We start from the raw sequence: 20555 nt of genomic DNA on the forward strand, positions 1-20555 counted from the left end.
AGCCTATGGAAGGATATATCCTGATTGTACTACAGATTCTGATAACCGGACTGATTATCTGGAGAAGGAAGCAGGACTCCAAAGAGCCGTCAGGCTGTCTGGCAGCGGGTGTTATTTTCATGATTGTATTTGCTCTGACCACCGCACTGTTCAGTCTGGGGCATCTTATCATCAGTGAAGGACTGTTTGCCAATATCTTTGCAGAGAGCAGAGGGTCGCTCGCCGCCGCTTCACCAATGAAATGGCTGATGGCTGGATTTATCTGTCTGATAATGATACTGGTATCTGCCACCGTTTGCTCTTTGGCTGGCTATGCTGTCACAGGCCGTCACCCCAAATTCTGCAAACTGATATGGAAAACACTGGCAATAATCCTGCTGTTTCCCGTCATGGCATTGGGAATATTGGTTGCGGCATTTGGGTTTGCCTATATTATCTGCATGAGGTTTGCCTCACCCATGTTTGACAATATCGGCTGGGGCTGGATGCTTCTGCTCTTATTTTTCAGTGTGATGTGCCTGCTTGGATTTTCCGGATTCGTCGTTTACCTGTTGGAAATGAACAGCGAAAAATTAAAAAAATACGATGAAAAGGACAGCAGACGTTCTTTCAGACCGGTCGATATGAATAACCATGAGAAAGGAGGCACTATATGATACGAAAACTTATAATCTGCATAGCCGTTCTGGTGGGTTTCTGCCCGATGGCATGGGGAACGGTCGATGATGTACCTAATCCCAAGACATACGATGCGGACAATTGGGTATCCGACCCTGACCATATATTGGACAGTGAAACGAAGAATAAAATCAACGATATATTGCAACAACTGGAGGACTCACTGACCATAGAAGTGGCAGTTGTCGCCTTGAACAGCATCGGAGAAGAGGAACCGCATAAATTTGCCGTTACGCTGTTCAACCGGTGGGGTGTCGGCAAGGCGGAAGATGACAACGGACTGCTGATTCTGCTGACCCGGGATATACGGGATATCACCTTCAAGACCGGGTATGGTCTGGAAGGAGTATTGCCGGATGCCATTTGCAAAAGAATACAGATGGAAACCATGGTGCCACATCTTCGGGAAAATGACTGGAATACAGGAATGCTTGAAGGTGTCAAGGCGGTGGCGGCAGTTCTGTACGGAAGTGACTATCAGGCAGCACCGCCGGAAGCATGGATAAAAAAGTTCCGGCGTACCACCCCCTCCCTGGTCTTTATCGTGTTTGCCCTGATGCTGATACTTATAAACTGGCTTGTCTGGAAATCGGCGGTACACAGGATGACGCCCAAAGACGAAGGGACGGAAGCCGCACTAACCTTGCTGGCGACCCGAAACCCCTTTACTGTACGCACCCTGCTCGGACTGTGCTGGCTGGTACCGGTGTGGCCCGCCATGCTGGGTATTGCCTGCTGGTATTTCGGCATACAGAAACAAAAGACCCTCAGGCGCAGCCGGACATGCCCGAAATGCAACCGGGAAACCCTCCGGGAGATTCCTTTGCACGAGTTGATACAGGATACGAAACGGCTGACTGAAAGCGAACGCAAAGAAACAGAACTGAAGACGGCCTACATCCGCATCTACCGGTGCTCCGCTTGCAGCGAAGAGGTGAAAATCCGGATACCGCTTGAAAAGGACGGCTATGAATGCTGTCCCTCCTGCGGGCACATGACGCTGCACAAGGAAGAAAAATATCGGACTATAATTAAAGCCACCACTTTATCAGAAGGACTGATGGAGGCTCGCCATCGATGTATGCATTGCGATGCCGAATACATGGTAGGCTATACAATACCGAAAATCAACACCTCTTCCAGACGTTCGGGAGGCTCAGGCGGTGGCGGAGGCAGTTTCGGAGGAGGATCGTCCGGAGGCGGAGGTTCATCCAGCCGTTTCTAATACAGTATATCAATATTAACAAAAACATGCAAATCATGAAAACTATTTTTATCATGGGAATCTTGAGTTTCTTTTGTGGCATCAGTGCCGCACAGCCTCAATACTGGGGTGAGGAAACATACGATTTGGAAAATGTGGCATTCCGCATGACGGTGGCCCTCAGGTTTGAAAACCGATAAATTTTCTCTGCTATGGACAAAGACTTTTCAATAAACGGTTATCTCCTTTCACGCCTGCAACCGGACGATCCCCGGGAAGCACGTCTGCGTATGCTTTGTGTGACCATATCCAAGGATATGCCGGAGGAGAGAAGAGAGCGGCAACTGCGTCCCTTTGCATCGGACATGGAATTCATGAATACGATTGCCGGATGGATGAACAGGCTTCCCGAAGCGATCACCCATGAACAGCCGGACTTTGAGAGATGGCTGGAGCTGTTCATGACTGCCGGTGAAGCAGAATCCACCCGCTATGTCATGCGTTTGCAAATATGGTACACACATTATTGCTACGTAGAAGAGTTACTGACCTTATGCCGATTGCTGCAAAAGCACCGTGAAGAGCATCTAGAAGCCATCTATCACAGAATGCACTACTACTTCCGCGAAGCGAGAATACAATGCGGAATGCCTTCCGCCTCCGAGCCGGCAGAAGGTATTGAGGTATCATTCAAACTGCTCGATGCCTCCTACGAACACATCAATCGTAAAGTCGTTTTGCAAGCGGAAGAACTGCTCGGTATCCATACCGACCATTCTTTCATTCAGAAAGTGATGGAATGCCATACTGAAGCGAAGACAGCAGAAGAACTGGCGGAACTATGCGGAGCAAACAGTACCGTTACCTTCCGTCGGACATTCCTGAGATTGTTTAACTGTCCTGTAGCCCAGTGGCTTCGGCAAAAACGTGCCGAGCAGGTGCTGAAACTGTTGAGGACTACACACCGTCCCTTATCGGAGATTGCCGAACAATGCGGGTTTGCGAACCAGTCTTACCTGTCTGATTTCTGCAAGCGGAATCTCGGTGATACACCGGTTAATATCCGGAGAAACAGGAGCTGACCATTTATTATAAAATGAACGAATATGAAAATTAAAACACTTATCATTATGGGACTATTAAGTACAGCAGGTTCAAATTTATCTGCACAAGACGAAAAATTGACAAAAGAAGAGATTCAAGAGTTGAAGGAATATTTCAATTGGGAACAATCCACATTTAAAGATCCGATCATAAATCCCCAATATAATAATTCCGAAAATCTTAAAGCGGTGGATAAAAAAAAGCCATGGGAAGAACAAGTTTCCGTTCCTTTGGATGTATATGACAAAATTTTAAGCACTGTTTCACTGTCAACTTCCTCCAATGAAGATGACAACCATGAAATCAAAGTAAACCTGCATTATGACTTCCCTTCGGCATGGACAAACCAAAACGACTTTACAGGCTACCAAAGCGGTTCATATAAATATGAGGAATGGCCTAAAAACAATGGTTTTGACCCTGCTATTGGTATCCAGGCAGAGCGAAACGATGGTGTAAAAATCAGATTCATCTCACGAATGACCGACAACGAAAACAAGCCCATGTTATTGGGAAACAGCCTCCACTATGACCGTAAGCCGATAAGAGATGACCAAGGACGCCAAAAAGGTACTGATGAAACCTATACATTGCGCACAGAACAACCATTATCGCAAGTGAAAGGGGATTTATCGGTCTGTATCCTTCAAACAGAATGGAAAAAGGTCAAAATCACCGATGCAGACATAAACAAGGAATTTACTCTTGACGGAATACCTTTTGAACTGCTGTCTTTCAAAAACGGAGTCATAGTCATTGCGTTTGATTACAAGCATTATGACAAAGTACGTGATAAATGGAAATACATCGGAATGAAAGGCGGTGTGTGGTGGAAAAACAACAGGGCCGAGAGATCCATTACTTCTTATACAATATATAACGACATCATCAATAATCCCGATTATTCTTTCCAAGACTGGATGAAGCATATAGATAATGAGGATTCAGAACATAGGGCTGTATGCGCATTTGTTTCCTATGCTCCGATAGATGAAGTATATTTTTATATTGACCCGAAATATTGTGAAACGATTTTATTGGAAAAAGTTTTAAAAGTAAAGTAACTACAAAAAATATAAATTACCGGAGAGCATTTCCTATTAAGAATTGCGACCTAGTAATTTGCAGCAGTGGAAAATACAAGGAATATGAAAATTAAAACACTTATCATCATTGGATTGACAGCATTTTTATGCTTATCCGGCGCAACAGCCCATGCACAATCAGACAAACAGATTATCAACATGGATAACCCAGACTATGACATCGATGTGGAACGTTTTTGCTCTCCATATATTGATTTCGATAATCCCAAAGAGACCCGCAAAGAAGTAAACTATGGCTATGTGAAATACACAAAAGACATGTATGTTTCGCGGACTGAGAAATATCCGATTTTAGTATATTATATAAGTATGGACAGTCTTGCTACCAAGAAAGCAACTTTTTGTGATACCGATTTTGGAAAACTGAATTTGATAACCAATGCACAAAGCAAATTAATATCGATGGCCTGCGAAACGAAGATGAATAAAACAGGCTTCGAAAAACTGGTAGAAACTGCCAGGCAGAAATATGGTAAACCTGCCCTGCAGAAAGCAGAAACAGGTAAAGACGAACTTAAAAAGATTCTAATAAACTCGATGGTATCAAAGGGCAAGGACATACCCGTGTATCTTTGGAAACCGGATGACGAATATATCGGACTGTTCATGGAAGGCGAGGATGTCGTAAAGCTCTTCCGGGCAAAAAAAGAATTTGAAGATTTACTCATCAAAGTAGATGGCCCTTACATTGAGGCAACAATGGAGTTGCAAAAATTGGAGAGAAAAATGTTCAAGAGATAAGAAACAGGCTATAATAAGCTAATTTTAAATCACATGAAAATGGCAAAAATGTGGGATACGGGAACACCGCGAGAAAGCAAGTTCAAACATATTCTACAACACATTCCGGTGAAAAACACCCCATCCATAAAATACTGAAAAAAAACATTTTTCTATATTTGCCACATCACCAATCGGCAACAAGCCATTAAACACACATGCCTATGGAACAACAAACAATGACCGGTTCTGGACTCTATATCTTTATAGCTGTCCAGCTGCTGTTCTCCATGCTGATACTGTTGCGGATACGCCAGTACCGCAAAAAGCCGACAGGCTGCCTGCCGTCCGTTCTCGTCATCCTCTCCACAGCAGGCTTCACGTCTGTGCTGTATTACTTATGGCAAATCGTGTGTGATGAAAACAACCATTGGACAGACCTCGGCGGAATGCTTGCCGCAGGCTCCTGGCAGGAGTGGGTGGCATGGGCATTTTTCGGACTGTTCGTTGTGCTGTTCACTGCTGCAGGCTGCTCACTCTTCGGGTTTGCCCTCACCGGTCATCACCCCAAGTTCTGCAAAGAAATGTGGCGGAGCCTCATAGGAATGATACTCATCCCATTCCTCACACTCGCCCTGCTGGCTGCATCCACCCTGTGCATCAGCCTTTCAGGGATGACACTTTTCACTTGGCTGTTTTCCGGAGCAGCGTTCAGCGACGTGGCGATGCTGGTACTGAGTGCCGCCCTGTTCACCTTCGGATATATGGGACTTCTGGCCTTCCTGTTCAAGTTCAACGGCAGTAAGCTGGACGCATACATTTTAGAAGACATAGAGCGTTCTTACAGACGCATCGAAGAAACCAACGAGAAAGGAGGCAAACAATGACCACACTACCTTTGCTTATATTGGGAAGCCTTTCCCTTCTTTCCCTTCTTCTCCTCAACTGGCTGACATGGAAAGGACTGAAAAATTACCTGCAACCCAAAGGCAAGACGGCATCCACTGCTTTGGAACAGCAACTCACGGAGCAGGCATTTGCCTGGCGCACTCTCATCGGCCTGCTGTGGCTGGTTCCCGTATGGCCTGCCATTGCAGCTGTGATGCTATGGTACAGACTGAGATTACGCAAACAGATACTCAGCCAGAGCCGCACTTGCCCGAAATGCGGAAAAGAGACCCTGCGCGAGATGTCGGCACAGGAGATAAAGAAAGATGCCCGGCTCTTCACCCCACAGGAACGAATGGAACTCAATCTGCAAACCGTCTGCATCCATGTGTACACCTGCACCGACTGCGGAGAAAAGGTGAAAGTGCGCATCCCTCTTGCAACAGGTCTCTACGAATATTGTCCGGATTGCCAAGGTATCACCTTACACCGGAAAGAAGCATACACTGTGGTGAAATCTCCTACTGAATTCTCCGAAGGACTGAAGGAAGCGCGTCATGAATGTAAATACTGCGGTGCTAAATACATCGTAGGGCATAAGATTCACCGTACACATACATCTTACCGCCACAACTCTTTTGATTTTTGAACAATACAAATCAATCTGTCAGTTTAGTTTATAGAGTACTTAGAGTATGTAAAAAAACAAGATAATTTTAAAAATAGTAGAATATGAGAAAACTTGTTATTATTTTTATGTTGGTTGGTATTGCCAATATCGTTAGAGCACAAAGTCCGATTAATAGTATATATAAGGAAATTCGGGAGAAGTGGGAACAGTACAACAAAGATTCCATTACCATAGAGGTGGGGAGAATGCTTGATCTGTTTGAGAAAGGTGGCGTTTTTACCCAAGATATTGTAGAGAAGAAATATATGGGATTGGTTTATGTTCTTTCAGATGATGAAGACTGTACATCAGTATCCTGCTCTGATCCTGCCGTTTTCCCAGCGGTGTGGTATGGTACCGATCAGGGTATTTGTATGATGGGCTTACGCACACGAGGCATACATGAATCTAAAAGACCCTTATCGAATTATGTAGAGGCTTACCTAAAACGTATGCCCATAGTCAATGAATCTGCTACAAGATACGCCGTGATGACAGACTTCAGCAATGGTTTAGCCCCCTATGAAGAAGAAGACCAGTGTTTTGTGATTGACAACAACGGTTCAGTCAGCTATGTACGAAAGAACGGCGATTATATCATCGGTCTGAGTATTTCATACGATAAGAGTAATATCATGATTAGTGTTTTTGACGTTACCGGACAAGAGAAGCTGTTGAATCTTGAGAGCTTTTTGGAAAACTCAACACCGCAGTCAGCGCAGTATAGCGAACAAACAAAACAGAAGTTGGAGAATTTAAGGGCTGAGGAGAAGGAACGTAACGAATTCAGTGAAATGATTGAAGCTATCGTAAACAGCAAAAAGCTTAGTACGTATTATCATAACCGCGATATGTTCATCCTCAGTTCGGGACTTTTTAGGGATGATCTGGAAGTGAAATACGGAAACAAAGATATGCTTATTCTTGCCATGCCACTTGATGGAATTACTGATTACATTGAATTTACCCGACAAACGTTCGATGGCGAGACAGATCATCCTGTCATATTCGAGTTTAATATTCGAAAGGAAGGATGTTATGGTAGTACTACATTCAACTATGAAAAAGGGAAATGGGTGCTTGATTCAATACAAGTTGTTGAAAATTAAACTCTTTACTGATTACAGATTACAGCCATTTAGGAGATTATACAGAAGCCTTGTTTTTTGATAGTGAAAGCTGGCTTATATTTGCTATACTTACTGACATTAACTTCACAGCAAAAATCATGAAACAGAATACAGATATTCCATCCGCCCGTTCAAGTCTGTGGAAACGGTGTTGGCGTTTCGTAAAAAACGCCCATCTGCCGGAGTTTTTTCTCTATGCAATCGTACTGCCCTGCTTTGCCCTGCAAGTGTCGGTAGTGGCAGGCATCTTTCTCCTTCTCGGTGATATGTCGGTTACGGGCATAGGTTGTACCTACGACCCGGTAGGGTTCGTGCTGCTCGCCTTGTTCGCCCTCATCGCCATAGCGGTCTTTTCGGCATTACTGCTCCTGCTGCTGAAGGTAAACAGCAGCAAGACGAGCCGTTATCGGGAAGATAACCCCCGACGCTCTTACCGCCGGATAGCGAGCGTACTTCTGTTTCTGTTGATGGCAGGTGTATCCCATTCTTCTACAACGGCACCGGAACATCGGGAAGGAATTATCCTTCCACAGAAATCGTGGCTGGAAGAGACTGCGATACCCGTTTACCTTTCCATCTTCGATTCACGGACAGGACGGATTACACTTTTATTGATAAACCTTGCTACCTTTGGAGTAATGCGTCGCAAACTATGTCTCAAATCCGATACTCCGGAAGCTGCCCTCGAACTACTTGCTACCCGTCGTCCGTTTACGGTACGCACATTAGTGGCCATGCTATGGCTCTTCCCCGTATGGCCCGCCGTGCTGGCGGCAATACACTATCATCGTTTACAGAAAATCAGACTGCTGCGCCGCCACTATCCCTGTCCCAACTGTATGGGAAGGAAAGTACACTCCCTGCCCCTGCCTGTTGGAGAAGAGAATCTGCCGCTCCTCACCGACGGCGAGCGGCTCGAACTCAAACTGAAAACAGCCTATATCCTCGTCTGCGAGTGTCCGGACTGTGGCGAACGGTTCAAGCTGCGTATGCCTCTCACTAAGGAAGGCTACGAGCTTTGTCCCGAATGTCTCCACCTCACTCTGCACCGCACGGAAGACTATCACGTGGTAAAGCCGGCCACCGGCTCGGGCGAAGGCTTGCACGAAGCACGCCACCAATGCCGCTTCTGTGGAGCGGAATACATGGTAGGCTACCCAATGCCGAAAACCAGTGTCTAATATGAATATTAACCTAAATACAAAACAATCAACTTCATCACATGAAACAGAAAATACTTATCGCTCTTGTACTGACGGGAATGTCAGGCTTGGGCAGTTGCGTCAATGCACAACCGGGAAAACAAATCATCGACTTGGACCGTCCGGACTACAGTCTCGACGTGGCACACTTTTACTCCGAATCTCTCGGAGCGGACCATTCCGCCTCCGGCGAAGGCGGAACGGAAGCGGGCTACAGAAGAGACACAATTAATACACTCGGTGAAAATCCCCGTCCGGTCATCGTGTTCTACCGCCCCCAGAGCGACTCCCTGTATAAGGAAGCCACCTTCTTCGGCCTCGATTTCGGGAAGCTCGAGATGGCGGTAAACATGCAGGGCAGGTTGATACGGACGGACGCCCAAACGGAGACAGACGAGGAAGGCTTCGACAGGATGATGGAAGCCGTAGTGCGGAAATACGGCGAACCTGTGGGCAAGACGATGGAGACGGGCAAGGAAAACCTCGACAAGATACTGAAGCAGGCACTCGAGGAGCTTTCCGTATATCACTGGGATGTGGGCGACGATGAATACATCGAACTGGCAGCCGAGCGGCGGAGCGACCCGGCCGAGGACGAAGAAGGAGAGCCGGTGCAAGAGGAAACCGCTTCCCCCTGCGTGGAGGTAACCTTCAGCCGGACCAAGAAAGAGTTCGACCTCCTGTTCAAAGAGGTATTCTCTCCCCTCGCGGAAGACACCGAGGAACTGCTGAAAGACTTGAAAGAGGCGGAACAGGAAATTCGGCAAAAATGGGAAGAATCCCCAAAAGCAACATCGGAAAAAAAAGAATAACCCATGCCCCATCCGTATGAAACCGAAAATGCTGCTGCCAACGGCAGCCGTCAAACCCTAAACCCCAACCCAATTATATGAAGCAGATCAGGAACAGCGATAAGAAGCGACACTACGAAGAGACCATCCATGACAGACAGTATCGAAGCATGGTAAAGCGATACAAATGGAAAAACCATGCCATCATAGCGGGTGCTCTTCTGGGATTCTGCGTGCTGTTATTATTCACCATAGTTAGCGACATTCCGCTCACCGCAGCCAATGTGGCGGTTGGGCTGGCGGTCCTCAATGGTGCAAGCTGGCTGCTTCTGCGGCTACTCTGCAGACCCGCCTATAACCTCAGCATCCAAATACCAATGAAGAACGACGGACACTGGCTGTGGCGGGGCGGAGAACTGATATACAGAGAACTGACGCACGATGATGCTACCTGCCCGATACCACCGGAATATCTGGTCCGGGTAGATGACCGGCAAATCATTATCGACAACGACAGCACGAGTGGAAGAATCCTCGTTTTTCTATTATTTTCCTTCATGTTTGGCCTTTTCATCTATTGGTCATTCCTATCAGACTCTACTGTTCCGCCAGAAGATTACGGCTCCGCATTGCTTTTTGCAGAAATGGGCGTTATATTGGCATGGGGAATGGCCTATACCTTGCTGAATCCCCGGCAACGCATTGTCTTCGACCGTACTGCCAAAACCGTAACCATTCCCGGCAGTCTGCTGATGAACAAAACAGAGACCATTCCCTACGACCAAGCGGAGCTTTCATATTACCACGACATGAGAAGCAAGATTGACGAGGTGAAAATCTATAATCCCTCAGGACTACCGCATGGAATCTCCGTGATGCCGGGCCGCACCGACGAAGCCTTGCGCCTTGCACGCTTCATACATCGCTATATGGAGGAAGAAGTCGTAGATAAGGCAGAACTTGAGAAATTCAAGAACAGGGAAAAGCCACAACAGGAAGAAATGGAATATTTTAATACTTGGTAAATATAGCTCATAATATAATGTTGGAATGTATATGTAAAACTATAAATCACAATAATATGAACAAGCATCCATTCCTCCCCGCTCCGACAGCCGTTGCCCTATGCTTCGGACTGCTTTGCCTGTCCGCACTCAGCTCGTGTACAGGGTGCAGTTACAACCACGAAAAGGCGATGGGAAGCATAGATAACATTTTGGGCAAAGTAGATACACTGATGAAAAAAACAGACCGGTTTTTGGAAGAATATCTGCCGGAAGAACCGCCTATAGACTACGAAAAAGAGGGGGTGAATATGGAGCACCTGTTTGTATTTACAGATACGACAATGACCTACAACGGCAAGCCGTTCATGCCGGGAATGTCAATAGGAGAACTGTGTGAGATATTCGGACATTACGAACGTCTTGCGGAACCCGGAATATTTATATGGGATTCGATGGGAATCACTATGGTATCAGACGATGAAAGCGGAAAAAACAGTGCCCCTGTAAGCAGGATGCTGATTGACTGGAATATAGATTTATACGGAGCTATAAGCGAGGACAATATAAAATGGCTAAAGAACCGTTGTCCACGCCAGTATTTTACTGGTAAAATAGTTGTCGGTGGAGCGGTTTTGGGCAGAGGTATGCACATTGATGATTTTCTGAAAAAAACAAATCTGAAATTCGATAACAATCCGTTCCCTCTGCTTTATTACTGTGACTTGTATGACTGGGACTACACCAAAGCGCCTATACACCGCAGAGAAGAATATTATACCTATATGATTAGAAAATCTCGAGACGGTACTGATATTGAAACATTTGATATTGCCATTAACTCACGAGGTTTTGGTAACCCACCGTACGAAGGTCCTGAATATGAAAAGTACATAAATGTAGATGTAGAATAAAAACAGAAAGAGATATGAAACCAAAAACAGACAGTAACAGACCATCTACAATCAGAATTGTAGCCGGAATCGTTGTGTTATTATGCTCATGTCCAATTTCTGGAATATGTTTTCATGGAATGGAGTATCTTATAGAACATTACCCTGCCCGAAAGTTCTCAATTTTTGAACACTTATGGGGAAAACTATTGATAATATTTATATCCGGTATGATATTTCTAATATTCATAGGAATATTGATGTCATTGATATATGCCGCTGTGAAAATATGGAGTGGGAAAAGAGAAAAGCCGGGACATATCATATACCCGTTCCCAGCCGTATTGACAACTGAAATTGCCGATTTCTACAAGGTGGAAAGGGCAGATGACCAATTTCTTATTTTCACTACACCTTCTCAAATACGCGGATTTCTGACAGGTATCGGAGCAGCTATTTTATGCACTGGGATATTCTTGTTCTGCAAAGAAATAGACAACCCATACAGTAAAATTTATTTGCCTGTTTCAAGTGCAACATTTATTTTAGCTCCATTTATTCTGCTGGTCAGCCAAGTATTTGCACATAAACGTAGGTTTGTACTGGACAGGATGAACGGTACTGTAACATTTCCACGCCATTTGTTCTTTCCTCGTTGTACTGTTCCTTTCTCGAAGGTCATTCCGGGATATTCAAAAGGTACTATGAACCTTGCATTTAGGTTTTGTTTTTTACATCCGCGAACTAAAGCAGCCATACCTGTTCTTGCAGAATATGATTCCGATTGGTGGCCATTCTATGTACTCTATATGGACAAGAACCGCCCGCTGCCGCAAGGCGAAGTGTTCGACCCCTACCGCGAGAAAGACTTCCTGCGCAGAAAGGCGGCAGGCTTCCCAAAACCGATATATCCCAATACCATCCTCGTTACCGACGCATATATGGGATATATATACGGTACGGATGAGTTCAAGCAAAGGCTCTCCAAGATAAAACACAGGATAGTGCATTATTACGACAGAGTATCATGGTATTGTCAGGAGCATGGAATTGAAATACCGAATGACAACGATTTAGTATTAATCGGTCTTTGGAAAAAACAGTTTGTGTTCAAACTCTTCGCTCCGGAAAACGTAGAATACATCGTAATCCCGGACGATACAGTATTGACCGACTGTTTTCTATGCACAGTGAAACGGATGAAGTAAAATATATCAAGTAAACTAAAAATCAACAGAAATGAAACAATGAAAATGAATTTTAATATGAAACTGAAAATACTGGTTATCATGGGACTTGTCTGTTTATCTTGCGGCTACCATGCGGAAGGCAGGGTGAATCCGGGTGTAACAGAACTTACCAGAGAACAGAAAGAAGACTTAAAGAAAATGTACGGAAGGTACCAGCTTTTCACTACGACTTCCGGTATTCCGGAAGACGCCGTGGCTAAGGCAAGAACCGAACCTCTTCCGTGGGTAAAAGCGGAAAGGGAGTTTGACCCGACTCCGGAAGTACCGTCTGAGTAATGCATAGCTTTTTATAGAGAGAGTTAATTAAAAAATATTGCGAAAATTCAAATATCAAATATGAGAACAATTATGGATATTACAACACTTTTGATTATGGGATTACTTAGTTTTGGGCTTGGCGGATGCTCCAATGCTCAAAATAAGCAAGAGTACTCGAATGTCAAGGAGATTGGTAATGTACCCAAAGAAAATGTGGACTCTTATGTTTATAAAAATGAAGGCAGACCTGTATACTATGCCAAATATGGTAATCGGGGTTGCTTATTTGAATTGAGAGTAAATGATATATTGATGACAGAAATAACCTATCCGACTAATATAGGTGAAGCTCTGATAACCGTTAATCCTGCAATATTTAAATCAGGGAAGCAAACTATTGAAGTCCATTTGTCGCCCATAAAAGGAGAAGAAGTCATAAGTAATAAAAAGCCGTTTCGCTTGGAAATTGGTTATTATGATTTTACAGAAGAAGTAGATGAGTCAGGAGAAGCGACTTGGCATACTGTTTTTACTCTTCCAGATATTGAAATACCGGAAAAAGGGTTGCCATACATTGATATGAAGGGGGAGTTCGAAGCAAATGTACCATATCAATATACTTACTGGGATGATTGCGTTGATTTAAGAACAATACCTGATATTGAACAGAAAATCGTCAAAGAGTATAAATATGTCAGAAAATTAATAGCGCAGAAAGATTTAGAACAGTTAAAGAAATATTTTATGCCCTCCTATCGAGAATTTGCAATTACCATATATCAAACAAAAGAAGATATAGACTTGAGTTGGAACAACACCTGTAAACTTATAAAGAAATACTCAACAAGTGAACTTCAATCAATAGAAGAATATCGCATCGTGTATTCCAGTAATGGTCGGAGCGTATCTTTACGGTCAAATAAATATGGTGGATTCCCAAGCGCATTAGTTTTTGTTAAAGAAGTAAATAGTGGGGCTGAGTTAGAATGTGGATATATTGAGTTACATCTCGGGATGAAAAAAGGAACTGATAAGCTGATTCCTCTTATGATATAAATTCTATTTTATGAGCACTCAAGGTTAAAAAAACGAATGCTACTTTATTTCTACTTTGAACGGTTAGCAAAAAATAATTGGAAAACGAAAAAGGGAGTTTTGGGGTGGCGATATAACTTTGAAACAGCAACTAAAAAATTAAAGATATGAAGATGAAAAGCAGTATGAAACTAAAAGCGATAATGATTATAACGATGCTGGGCATGAACCTTGCAGGATGCGCTCAAGCACAAAAGAAAGACGGTACATTCGCTTCTGAATCAGGTATGGAAATACAGGTGGACTCTATGGTTTACAAAAATGAAAGTAGACCTGTTTATTATGCGAGATACGGAAACAGAGGGTGTCTATTCGAACTAAGAATAAACGACAATATATCAGCAGAAGTTACAGAACCTGTAAATATCGGTGAAACATCCATAGCTATAAATCCGGTAATATTCAAATCCGGCAAGCAGAGTATATCAATCAGTCTGAAACCATTTCCGGGTAGGAAAACTATAGTTAATGATAAACCTTTCAGACTGGAAATTGGATATTATGATTTTACAGAGAAACCGGATAGTATGGGTAACAGAATATGGCATAAGGTATTTGAATTACCAGAAATAGAGATTCCCGAAGAAGGGTTACCGCAGATTGAAATAGAAAAAGAGTTTGAAGCACAAGTGCCATACGAAATCACAACATGGGACGAGTATGTCGATTTGCGTGAAATATCTAATATAGAACAGAAAGTGGTAGAAGAGTATAAGCGAGTAAGACAAATGATTGCCGAAAAAAAGATAAACGAATTGAAGGAATATTTTTGGCCTTCTTACCAAGAAATAGGTGTTACATTGTATCAATCTCAAAAAGACATAGAGAGAGACTGGAAAGGTAATGTTGATATTATTAATAAGTACTCTGTAAATGAGTTACAAGCAATTGAAGAATATAGAATGGTATTCTCAACTGACGGGAAAAGTATAACTTTAAAATCAAAAAAACTTAATGGATTACCAAGTGCTTTAGTTTTCATAAGAAAAAAAGAGAATGGTAATGGTTTTAAATATGGATATATCGAACTCCATTTAAGTATGAAAAAAGGAACAAACAAATTGATTCCCGTTATGATTTAAAGTATATCAATAGATAAACGATGGTTTCTTTGTATTGAATAATCATTTCTTAAACCAACAATCAAAGAGTAATATGAACAAACATCCATTCCTCCCCGCACCGGCAGCCGTTGCCCTATGCTTCGGGCTGCTTTGCCTGTCCGCACTCAGCTCGTGTACAGGGTGCAGCTACAACCACCAAAAGGTGATGGGAAGCATAGATAATATTTTGGGAAAAGTAGATACACTGATGAAAAAAACAGACCGATTTTTGGAAGAACATCTGCCGGAAGAACCGCCTATAGACTACGAAAAAGAAGGGGTGAACAGGAAGCACTTGTTTGTATTTACAGATACGACAATGACCTACAACGGCAAGCCGTCCATGCCGGGAATGACAATAGGAGAACTGTGTGAGATATTCGGACATATGAAAAGTACATAAATATAGAAAACCAATAATACACATAATATGAAATCAATGATTCTTGCCCTGCTCGTTGCTACATTAAGTTTCAACGGCTATGCACAAGTAAAAACAGAAAAAGACATGAAACAGGAAATAAAGAAAATGGAAGAACTGATACAGGAGAGATTAGGAATGGTGAAGACCTACCCGGAGAAACCTGCCTACTATCTACAGGTAAACAAGACAGGATGCAGACTGCTTGTCAGGGTAAATGACATTCCGGTGGGGTATCATTTTGTAGAAGATGAAGGTGAGTCTATGCTATATCCTATCAATGATTTGCTATTAGGAAGCGGTAAACATACCGTAAGTATACAGGTCTATCCTCGAACGGGAGAAACGGAAGTCACCAAAGATGCCGGTGTAAATATTAAGGTTGTGCATTATAAAGAAAAACTGGTTGGTATGCCTGAAACATTGGTGGAATTAGACACTCCGACAGATATTGGGATGAAAAAAATCCCGCTCTACACTGATTCCATAAGCTTCAATGCCACACTCCCCTTTAACCATAAAAGAATACTTGCAGAAGCAACGGATTTGCGGACAATACCCGATTTGGAAGAGAAGGTTCTTGCCCATTACAATAGGGTGCGTCAAATGATGATTGATGGAAATTGTTATGAGTATAATAAAATGCGCCTTGCCAGTACATGGGTTTTGACGGATATGAATTATTTGGGAAAAGAGTCTTTGGAGAAAGTATATATCGATTCAGACTATTTATTCCGTTTTTTATGCAATCCTATAGATTGGATTGCAGAACCAATACAAAACTATGAGATGGTCGTTTGTGGAAATGGAAAATTGGTTTATCTAAGAAGAAAATTTGAGCTCGATGATGTTTTACGGGTTGATTTCTATGACACAGAGGAGGAGAAAAGACTATCACCTGAAGAGCGTACTGTTACAGCATATAAGTTCATCCTCCTTTATATGCCACAAGGCAGTGATGAATTAGTGGAGCTATATTAATCCATAAGCCTCTATTTGACAATGTATTATATTTTATTCCACAAGAAACAAAATGTCTTTTAAATTTCTATATGAGAAACATTATTTTCTATATTGTTTGCTGTTGTTTCATTGGATGCGTTTCTAATGTAAATGTTGTATCTGTAAGACAAATTAAAGATACAAATCCCATAGTATTAAGAATTGGAGAAGATAAATCCAAAATATTTAGTCTTAAATACCCTTTATCTTTTGAGTTTAAAAAGAATGATAAAAGAGAGATATATTATTTTGAATCCTCTTACTTTGCTAAACATGATGAATTATGTCCTGGAACTGGCGAATGTTGGTTAAATTCAGAGAATCAAAATGATAATTTAGCTTATTCTTATAAGAAGTTTTATGGAGGGGTATTATTTACCATTGAAAACAATGATACAATCCAAACACATTTATATAAGTATTATAAAAAGATGATTAAAGAAAATAAAGATACCATTCATGTTTCTTTAAAAGAATTCAATAACCATTTTAAATATATTATTGATAATTTCTTTGAGGGAGATTCTATCTATTTGCATTTTCATGATCACAAAAGATGGATTGATGTTCCTTTAAGAGTTTCTTTCAATTGATAGCCCATGCAACTTATGGATGTGGGCTGGCACGTAAAAGAACAGGAGACAAACGTGGAGCCTGCGAGGGCTGGATAAAAAGTAGCGAGTTAGGGTGTATACAGGCAAATGTCCTGCTGCCGCTGATAACATTTTGGGCAAAGTAGATACACTGATGGCCGCCATTAACTCACGAGGTTCTGGTGACCCACCGTACGAAGGTCCTGAATATGAAAAGTACATAAATATAGAAAACCAATAATACACATAATATGAAATCAATGATTCTTGCCCTGCTCGTTGCAATGTTAGGTTTCAACGGCTATGCACAAGTAAAAACAGAAAAAGACATGAAACAGGAAATAAAGAAAATGGAAGAACTGATACAGGAGTATTTAGGAATGGTAAAGACCTACCCGGAGAAACCTGCCTACTATCTGCAGGTAAACAAGACAGGATGCAGACTGCTTGTCAGGGTAAATGACATTCCGGTGGGGTATCATTTTGTAAAAAATGAAGGTCAATCTATGCTATATCCTATCAATGATTTGCTATTAGGAAGCGGTAAACATACCGTAAGTATACAGGTCTATCCTCGAACGGGAGAAACGGAAGTCACCAAAGATGCCGGTGTAAATATTAAGGTTGTGTATTATAAAGAAAAACTGGTTGGTATGCCTGAAACATTGGTGGAATTAGACACTCCGACAGATATTGGGTTGAAAAAAATCCCGTTCTACACTGATTCCATAAGTTTCAATGCTACACTCCCCTTTAACCATAAAAGAATACTTGCAGAAGCAACGGATTTGCAGACAATACCCGATTTGGAAGAGAAGGTTCTTGCCCATTACAATAGGGTGCGTCAAATGATGATTGATGGAAATTGTTATGAATATCGTAAAATGCGCCTTGCCAGTACATGGGTTTTGACGGAAATGAATTATTTGGGAAAAGAGGCTTTGGAGAAAACATATATTGATTCAGACGATTTATTCCGTTTTTTATGCAATCCTATAGATTGGATTGCAGAACCAATACAAAATTATGAGATGGTCGTTTGTGGAAATGGAAAATTGGTTTATCTAAGAAGAAAACTTGAGCTCGATGATGTTTTACGGGTTGGTTTCTATGACACAGAGGAGGAGAAAAGACTATCACCTGAAGAGCGTACTGTTACAGCATATAAGTTCATCCTCCTTTATATGCCACAAGGCAGTGATGAATTAGTGGAGCTATATTAGAGAGAAATGAATGTAAGAATGACAAAAAGCTGTATGACTCGACTATATTGCGCAACAGGAAAATGAATAAAGATAGAATAGAACAAAATAAAAGACGCTTGTTTTTACCTTTGGCATTGTTATATCTGTTCTGGATTGAGTCCGGTGTGATTGCCCCGTGCTCAGCAACTCCCGGCTATGATGATTCAGGAGTGATTGCATGGGTGTCATTTCCATTCGTAGCTGGAATGTTGCTTTACTGGTGCTTGCATGAATACAACATCACAGGCACCGCAAAATATCTGATATCAGCTCTGTTGCCGACAATCATACTATCAGTCTCAGCCTTAACCGTTACTTATTTTCTGTATCGTATGGAGATAGAATTGAGAGATACGGAGATGTGGAATTTCATCTATGATGCAGGCTGCTATCAGGATGCAGAGCCCCAAAAACTTTTGTGGTTTACAGCAATTTCCATTGTGTTTTATCTGCTCATAAACTTGTTTTTTCATACTATTTCGTACCTTTACAAACAAAACGCACGCCTATGGAACAACAAACAATGACCGGTTCGGGACTCTATATCCGCAAGCATCCATTCCTCCCCGCTTCGGCAGCCGTTGCCCTATGCTTCGGACTGCTTTGCCTGTCCGCACTCAGCTCCTGTACAGGGTGCAGCTACAACCACGAAAAGGCGATGGGAAGCATAGATAACATTTTGGGCAAAGTAGATACCCTGATGGCCAAGACAGACCGGTTTTTGGAAGAACATCTGCCGGAAGAACCGCCTATAGACTACGAAAAAGAGGGGGTGAATATGAAGCACTTGTTTGTATTTACAGATACGACAATGACCTACAACGGCAAGCCGTTCATGCCGGGAATGTCAATAGGAGAACTGTGTGAGATATTCGGAAATTACGAGCGTCTTGCGGAACCCGGAATATTTATATGGGATTCTATGGGAATCATTATGGTATCACACGATAAAAGTGGAAGAGACAGTGCCCCTGTAAGCGGAATAATGATTAACTGGAATATCGAATTAAGCGGGTTTATAACCGATGAAGACCTAAAATGGCTAAAGAACCGTTGTCCACGCCAGTATTTTACGGGTAAAATGATTGTTGGTGGAGCGGTTTTGGGCGGAGGTATGCACATGGATGATTTTCTGAAAAAAACAAATCTGAAATTTAATAACAATCCGTTCCCTCTACTTTACTATTGTCATCTGCATGACTGGGACTACACTAAAGCGCCTATACACCGCAGAGAAGAATATTATACCTATTGTATCAAGAAGTCTGATGACGGAAATGATATATCACACTTTGATATTGCCATTAACTCACGAGGTTTTGGTGATCCACCGTACGAAGGTCCTGAATATGAAAAGTACATAAACCACCCTGATTAAAACATAGTTATCATGAAAACACGAATCAACCTCTCAGTCTATCTTATAGCATTGTTCTTCACGCTAACAGCCTGTGGTGAAAGAACGGACGGTCTGTATGGCACTCGCTACAGCCGTTCGGAACTGGAAGAAATGGGTGTAAACACCGAGCATCTGTTTATTTTCGACGGTGATAAAATAACTTATAACGGCAAAGAGTTCTGGCCGGGAATGAGTATTGAAGAGGTGACGGAGATCTTCGGTGAACCTTATACACGTACATATAAAGGAAAGGCTTTCTTTCATGAGTATATAACTTACTTTTGGGATGACTGGGGAGTAATGGTCAGTACTCAATTGAGAGATAGTATTCAAACAGTGATGATGGTGGATATTCGCTGGAATTTGACAATAGACGAAGGTCTTGAATTTGCGAGTAGTGAAAATTTACGGAATTTAGCACAAAGTATGAAAGAAGACAATCCCAAGACTTACTTTAAGGGCAATATTCTGGTGGGTGGCATGCCATTGGGAAGGATGACAAATGTAAAGAAGGATTTTATGAAAGAGAATGAACTTCTCTTTTTTCACCGACATAGAGGAGACCGGATTGCAGAATATATGGTTACAGATTCTTATGATTATACCAAGCTTAAAAATTTTAATATAGAGGATCGGTATATTTTTTATTATCTTGTCTTGATGTCTATGGATTATGTCTTTTCCTGATTTAGCTAGACGCTTTTTCTTTTTATAACCGATATCAGTAGACGGTTCTTGGAATGTTGTACTGGTTCAGTAGTCACTTCTTCCCAAGCCCTGCTGATATAGTAGACACAGCA

The 20555-nt window shown here is 42.3% G+C and carries 23 protein-coding genes and 1 pseudogene; all 24 read left to right on the forward strand.

What is annotated here, in order from left to right:
• Positions 1-5: 5 nt before the first annotated feature.
• Positions 6-656, forward strand: a complete 651-nt coding sequence (locus tag H3001_RS11525; RefSeq protein ID WP_181214993.1) for a hypothetical protein — start codon at positions 6-8, stop codon at positions 654-656.
• Positions 653-1903: a TPM domain-containing protein gene (locus H3001_RS11530; RefSeq protein ID WP_181214994.1), complete on the forward strand. Its 1251-nt coding sequence runs from the start codon at positions 653-655 to the stop codon at positions 1901-1903. Before H3001_RS11525 ends, H3001_RS11530 begins: the two co-directional genes overlap by 4 nt.
• A gap of 35 nt (positions 1904-1938) precedes the next feature.
• A complete protein-coding gene (locus tag H3001_RS11535; RefSeq protein WP_229105980.1) occupies positions 1939-2082 on the forward strand; it encodes a hypothetical protein in 144 nt (47 codons plus the stop codon).
• A gap of 12 nt (positions 2083-2094) precedes the next feature.
• The gene (locus H3001_RS11540; protein ID WP_181214995.1) at positions 2095-2964 is read left to right on the forward strand and encodes a helix-turn-helix domain-containing protein; all 870 of its coding nucleotides are present in this window, start codon (positions 2095-2097) and stop codon (positions 2962-2964) included.
• 24 nt (positions 2965-2988) lie between these two features.
• Complete coding sequence (locus H3001_RS11545) at positions 2989-4050, forward strand: hypothetical protein (protein ID WP_181214996.1); 1062 nt, start codon at positions 2989-2991, stop codon at positions 4048-4050.
• A gap of 84 nt (positions 4051-4134) precedes the next feature.
• Entirely contained in the window at positions 4135-4833 is a 699-nt protein-coding gene (locus H3001_RS11550; protein WP_181214997.1) for a hypothetical protein, read from the forward strand.
• Positions 4834-5051: 218 nt separating this feature from the next.
• The gene (locus H3001_RS11555; protein WP_246368570.1) at positions 5052-5699 is read left to right on the forward strand and encodes a hypothetical protein; all 648 of its coding nucleotides are present in this window, start codon (positions 5052-5054) and stop codon (positions 5697-5699) included.
• On the forward strand, positions 5696-6349 hold the full coding sequence (locus tag H3001_RS11560; RefSeq protein WP_007570426.1) for a hypothetical protein: 654 nt from the start codon (positions 5696-5698) through the stop codon (positions 6347-6349). The genes H3001_RS11555 and H3001_RS11560 overlap by 4 nt, the downstream gene beginning before the upstream one ends.
• 83 nt (positions 6350-6432) lie before the next feature.
• On the forward strand, positions 6433-7479 hold the full coding sequence (locus tag H3001_RS11565) for a hypothetical protein (RefSeq protein ID WP_181214999.1): 1047 nt from the start codon (positions 6433-6435) through the stop codon (positions 7477-7479).
• A 119-nt stretch (positions 7480-7598) separates the two neighbouring features.
• Positions 7599-8681 (forward strand): hypothetical protein, encoded by a 1083-nt coding sequence (locus H3001_RS11570; protein WP_181215000.1) that lies wholly within the window; start codon positions 7599-7601, stop codon positions 8679-8681.
• 41 nt (positions 8682-8722) lie between these two features.
• Positions 8723-9514, forward strand: coding sequence for a hypothetical protein (locus H3001_RS11575; RefSeq protein ID WP_181215001.1), 792 nt, complete (start codon positions 8723-8725; stop codon positions 9512-9514).
• Positions 9515-9591: 77 nt separating this feature from the next.
• Positions 9592-10518 (forward strand): hypothetical protein, encoded by a 927-nt coding sequence (locus H3001_RS11580; RefSeq protein WP_181215002.1) that lies wholly within the window; start codon positions 9592-9594, stop codon positions 10516-10518.
• Between the two features lie 56 nt (positions 10519-10574).
• Positions 10575-11411, forward strand: coding sequence for a DUF7738 domain-containing protein (locus H3001_RS11585; RefSeq protein ID WP_181215003.1), 837 nt, complete (start codon positions 10575-10577; stop codon positions 11409-11411).
• A gap of 14 nt (positions 11412-11425) precedes the next feature.
• Complete coding sequence (locus H3001_RS11590) at positions 11426-12598, forward strand: hypothetical protein (RefSeq protein WP_246368571.1); 1173 nt, start codon at positions 11426-11428, stop codon at positions 12596-12598.
• Positions 12599-12655: 57 nt separating this feature from the next.
• On the forward strand, positions 12656-12916 hold the full coding sequence (locus H3001_RS11595; RefSeq protein ID WP_246368572.1) for a hypothetical protein: 261 nt from the start codon (positions 12656-12658) through the stop codon (positions 12914-12916).
• Positions 12917-12988: 72 nt separating this feature from the next.
• A complete protein-coding gene (locus H3001_RS11600) occupies positions 12989-13954 on the forward strand; it encodes a hypothetical protein (RefSeq protein WP_246368573.1) in 966 nt (321 codons plus the stop codon).
• A gap of 146 nt (positions 13955-14100) precedes the next feature.
• Entirely contained in the window at positions 14101-15075 is a 975-nt protein-coding gene (locus tag H3001_RS11605; RefSeq protein ID WP_181215006.1) for a hypothetical protein, read from the forward strand.
• Positions 15076-15148: 73 nt separating this feature from the next.
• Positions 15149-15484 (forward strand): annotated as a pseudogene (locus H3001_RS11610) (hypothetical protein); the annotation flags it as partial.
• A 42-nt stretch (positions 15485-15526) separates the two neighbouring features.
• The gene (locus H3001_RS11615) at positions 15527-16498 is read left to right on the forward strand and encodes a hypothetical protein (protein WP_181215007.1); all 972 of its coding nucleotides are present in this window, start codon (positions 15527-15529) and stop codon (positions 16496-16498) included.
• Between the two features lie 71 nt (positions 16499-16569).
• Positions 16570-17112, forward strand: coding sequence for a hypothetical protein (locus tag H3001_RS11620; RefSeq protein ID WP_181215008.1), 543 nt, complete (start codon positions 16570-16572; stop codon positions 17110-17112).
• 251 nt (positions 17113-17363) lie between these two features.
• Positions 17364-18335, forward strand: coding sequence for a hypothetical protein (locus H3001_RS11625; RefSeq protein ID WP_181215009.1), 972 nt, complete (start codon positions 17364-17366; stop codon positions 18333-18335).
• A gap of 62 nt (positions 18336-18397) precedes the next feature.
• Positions 18398-18883, forward strand: a complete 486-nt coding sequence (locus tag H3001_RS11630) for a hypothetical protein (RefSeq protein WP_181215010.1) — start codon at positions 18398-18400, stop codon at positions 18881-18883.
• On the forward strand, positions 18865-19734 hold the full coding sequence (locus H3001_RS11635) for a DUF7738 domain-containing protein (RefSeq protein WP_181215011.1): 870 nt from the start codon (positions 18865-18867) through the stop codon (positions 19732-19734). Before H3001_RS11630 ends, H3001_RS11635 begins: the two co-directional genes overlap by 19 nt.
• 12 nt (positions 19735-19746) lie before the next feature.
• Positions 19747-20442: a DUF7738 domain-containing protein gene (locus H3001_RS11640; RefSeq protein ID WP_181215012.1), complete on the forward strand. Its 696-nt coding sequence runs from the start codon at positions 19747-19749 to the stop codon at positions 20440-20442.
• Positions 20443-20555: the final 113 nt, after the last annotated feature.

The sequence above is a fragment of the Phocaeicola faecicola genome (genome assembly GCF_013618865.1).
GTDB lineage: Bacteria > Bacteroidota > Bacteroidia > Bacteroidales > Bacteroidaceae > Phocaeicola > Phocaeicola faecicola.

What these genes read in the sequence shown, in the direction of transcription:
- H3001_RS11525 (WP_181214993.1), top strand. Translation starts at nt 6, where the DNA reads ATGGAAGGATATATCCTGATTGTACTACAGATTCTGATAACCGGACTG.
- H3001_RS11530 (WP_181214994.1), top strand. Translation starts at nt 653, where the DNA reads ATGATACGAAAACTTATAATCTGCATAGCCGTTCTGGTGGGTTTCTGC.
- H3001_RS11535 (WP_229105980.1), top strand. Translation starts at nt 1,939, where the DNA reads ATGAAAACTATTTTTATCATGGGAATCTTGAGTTTCTTTTGTGGCATC.
- H3001_RS11540 (WP_181214995.1), top strand. Translation starts at nt 2,095, where the DNA reads ATGGACAAAGACTTTTCAATAAACGGTTATCTCCTTTCACGCCTGCAA.
- H3001_RS11545 (WP_181214996.1), top strand. Translation starts at nt 2,989, where the DNA reads ATGAAAATTAAAACACTTATCATTATGGGACTATTAAGTACAGCAGGT.
- H3001_RS11550 (WP_181214997.1), top strand. Translation starts at nt 4,135, where the DNA reads ATGAAAATTAAAACACTTATCATCATTGGATTGACAGCATTTTTATGC.
- H3001_RS11555 (WP_246368570.1), top strand. Translation starts at nt 5,052, where the DNA reads ATGACCGGTTCTGGACTCTATATCTTTATAGCTGTCCAGCTGCTGTTC.
- H3001_RS11560 (WP_007570426.1), top strand. Translation starts at nt 5,696, where the DNA reads ATGACCACACTACCTTTGCTTATATTGGGAAGCCTTTCCCTTCTTTCC.
- H3001_RS11565 (WP_181214999.1), top strand. Translation starts at nt 6,433, where the DNA reads ATGAGAAAACTTGTTATTATTTTTATGTTGGTTGGTATTGCCAATATC.
- H3001_RS11570 (WP_181215000.1), top strand. Translation starts at nt 7,599, where the DNA reads ATGAAACAGAATACAGATATTCCATCCGCCCGTTCAAGTCTGTGGAAA.
- H3001_RS11575 (WP_181215001.1), top strand. Translation starts at nt 8,723, where the DNA reads ATGAAACAGAAAATACTTATCGCTCTTGTACTGACGGGAATGTCAGGC.
- H3001_RS11580 (WP_181215002.1), top strand. Translation starts at nt 9,592, where the DNA reads ATGAAGCAGATCAGGAACAGCGATAAGAAGCGACACTACGAAGAGACC.
- H3001_RS11585 (WP_181215003.1), top strand. Translation starts at nt 10,575, where the DNA reads ATGAACAAGCATCCATTCCTCCCCGCTCCGACAGCCGTTGCCCTATGC.
- H3001_RS11590 (WP_246368571.1), top strand. Translation starts at nt 11,426, where the DNA reads ATGAAACCAAAAACAGACAGTAACAGACCATCTACAATCAGAATTGTA.
- H3001_RS11595 (WP_246368572.1), top strand. Translation starts at nt 12,656, where the DNA reads ATGAAACTGAAAATACTGGTTATCATGGGACTTGTCTGTTTATCTTGC.
- H3001_RS11600 (WP_246368573.1), top strand. Translation starts at nt 12,989, where the DNA reads ATGGATATTACAACACTTTTGATTATGGGATTACTTAGTTTTGGGCTT.
- H3001_RS11605 (WP_181215006.1), top strand. Translation starts at nt 14,101, where the DNA reads ATGAAGATGAAAAGCAGTATGAAACTAAAAGCGATAATGATTATAACG.
- H3001_RS11615 (WP_181215007.1), top strand. Translation starts at nt 15,527, where the DNA reads ATGAAATCAATGATTCTTGCCCTGCTCGTTGCTACATTAAGTTTCAAC.
- H3001_RS11620 (WP_181215008.1), top strand. Translation starts at nt 16,570, where the DNA reads ATGAGAAACATTATTTTCTATATTGTTTGCTGTTGTTTCATTGGATGC.
- H3001_RS11625 (WP_181215009.1), top strand. Translation starts at nt 17,364, where the DNA reads ATGAAATCAATGATTCTTGCCCTGCTCGTTGCAATGTTAGGTTTCAAC.
- H3001_RS11630 (WP_181215010.1), top strand. Translation starts at nt 18,398, where the DNA reads ATGAATAAAGATAGAATAGAACAAAATAAAAGACGCTTGTTTTTACCT.
- H3001_RS11635 (WP_181215011.1), top strand. Translation starts at nt 18,865, where the DNA reads ATGGAACAACAAACAATGACCGGTTCGGGACTCTATATCCGCAAGCAT.
- H3001_RS11640 (WP_181215012.1), top strand. Translation starts at nt 19,747, where the DNA reads ATGAAAACACGAATCAACCTCTCAGTCTATCTTATAGCATTGTTCTTC.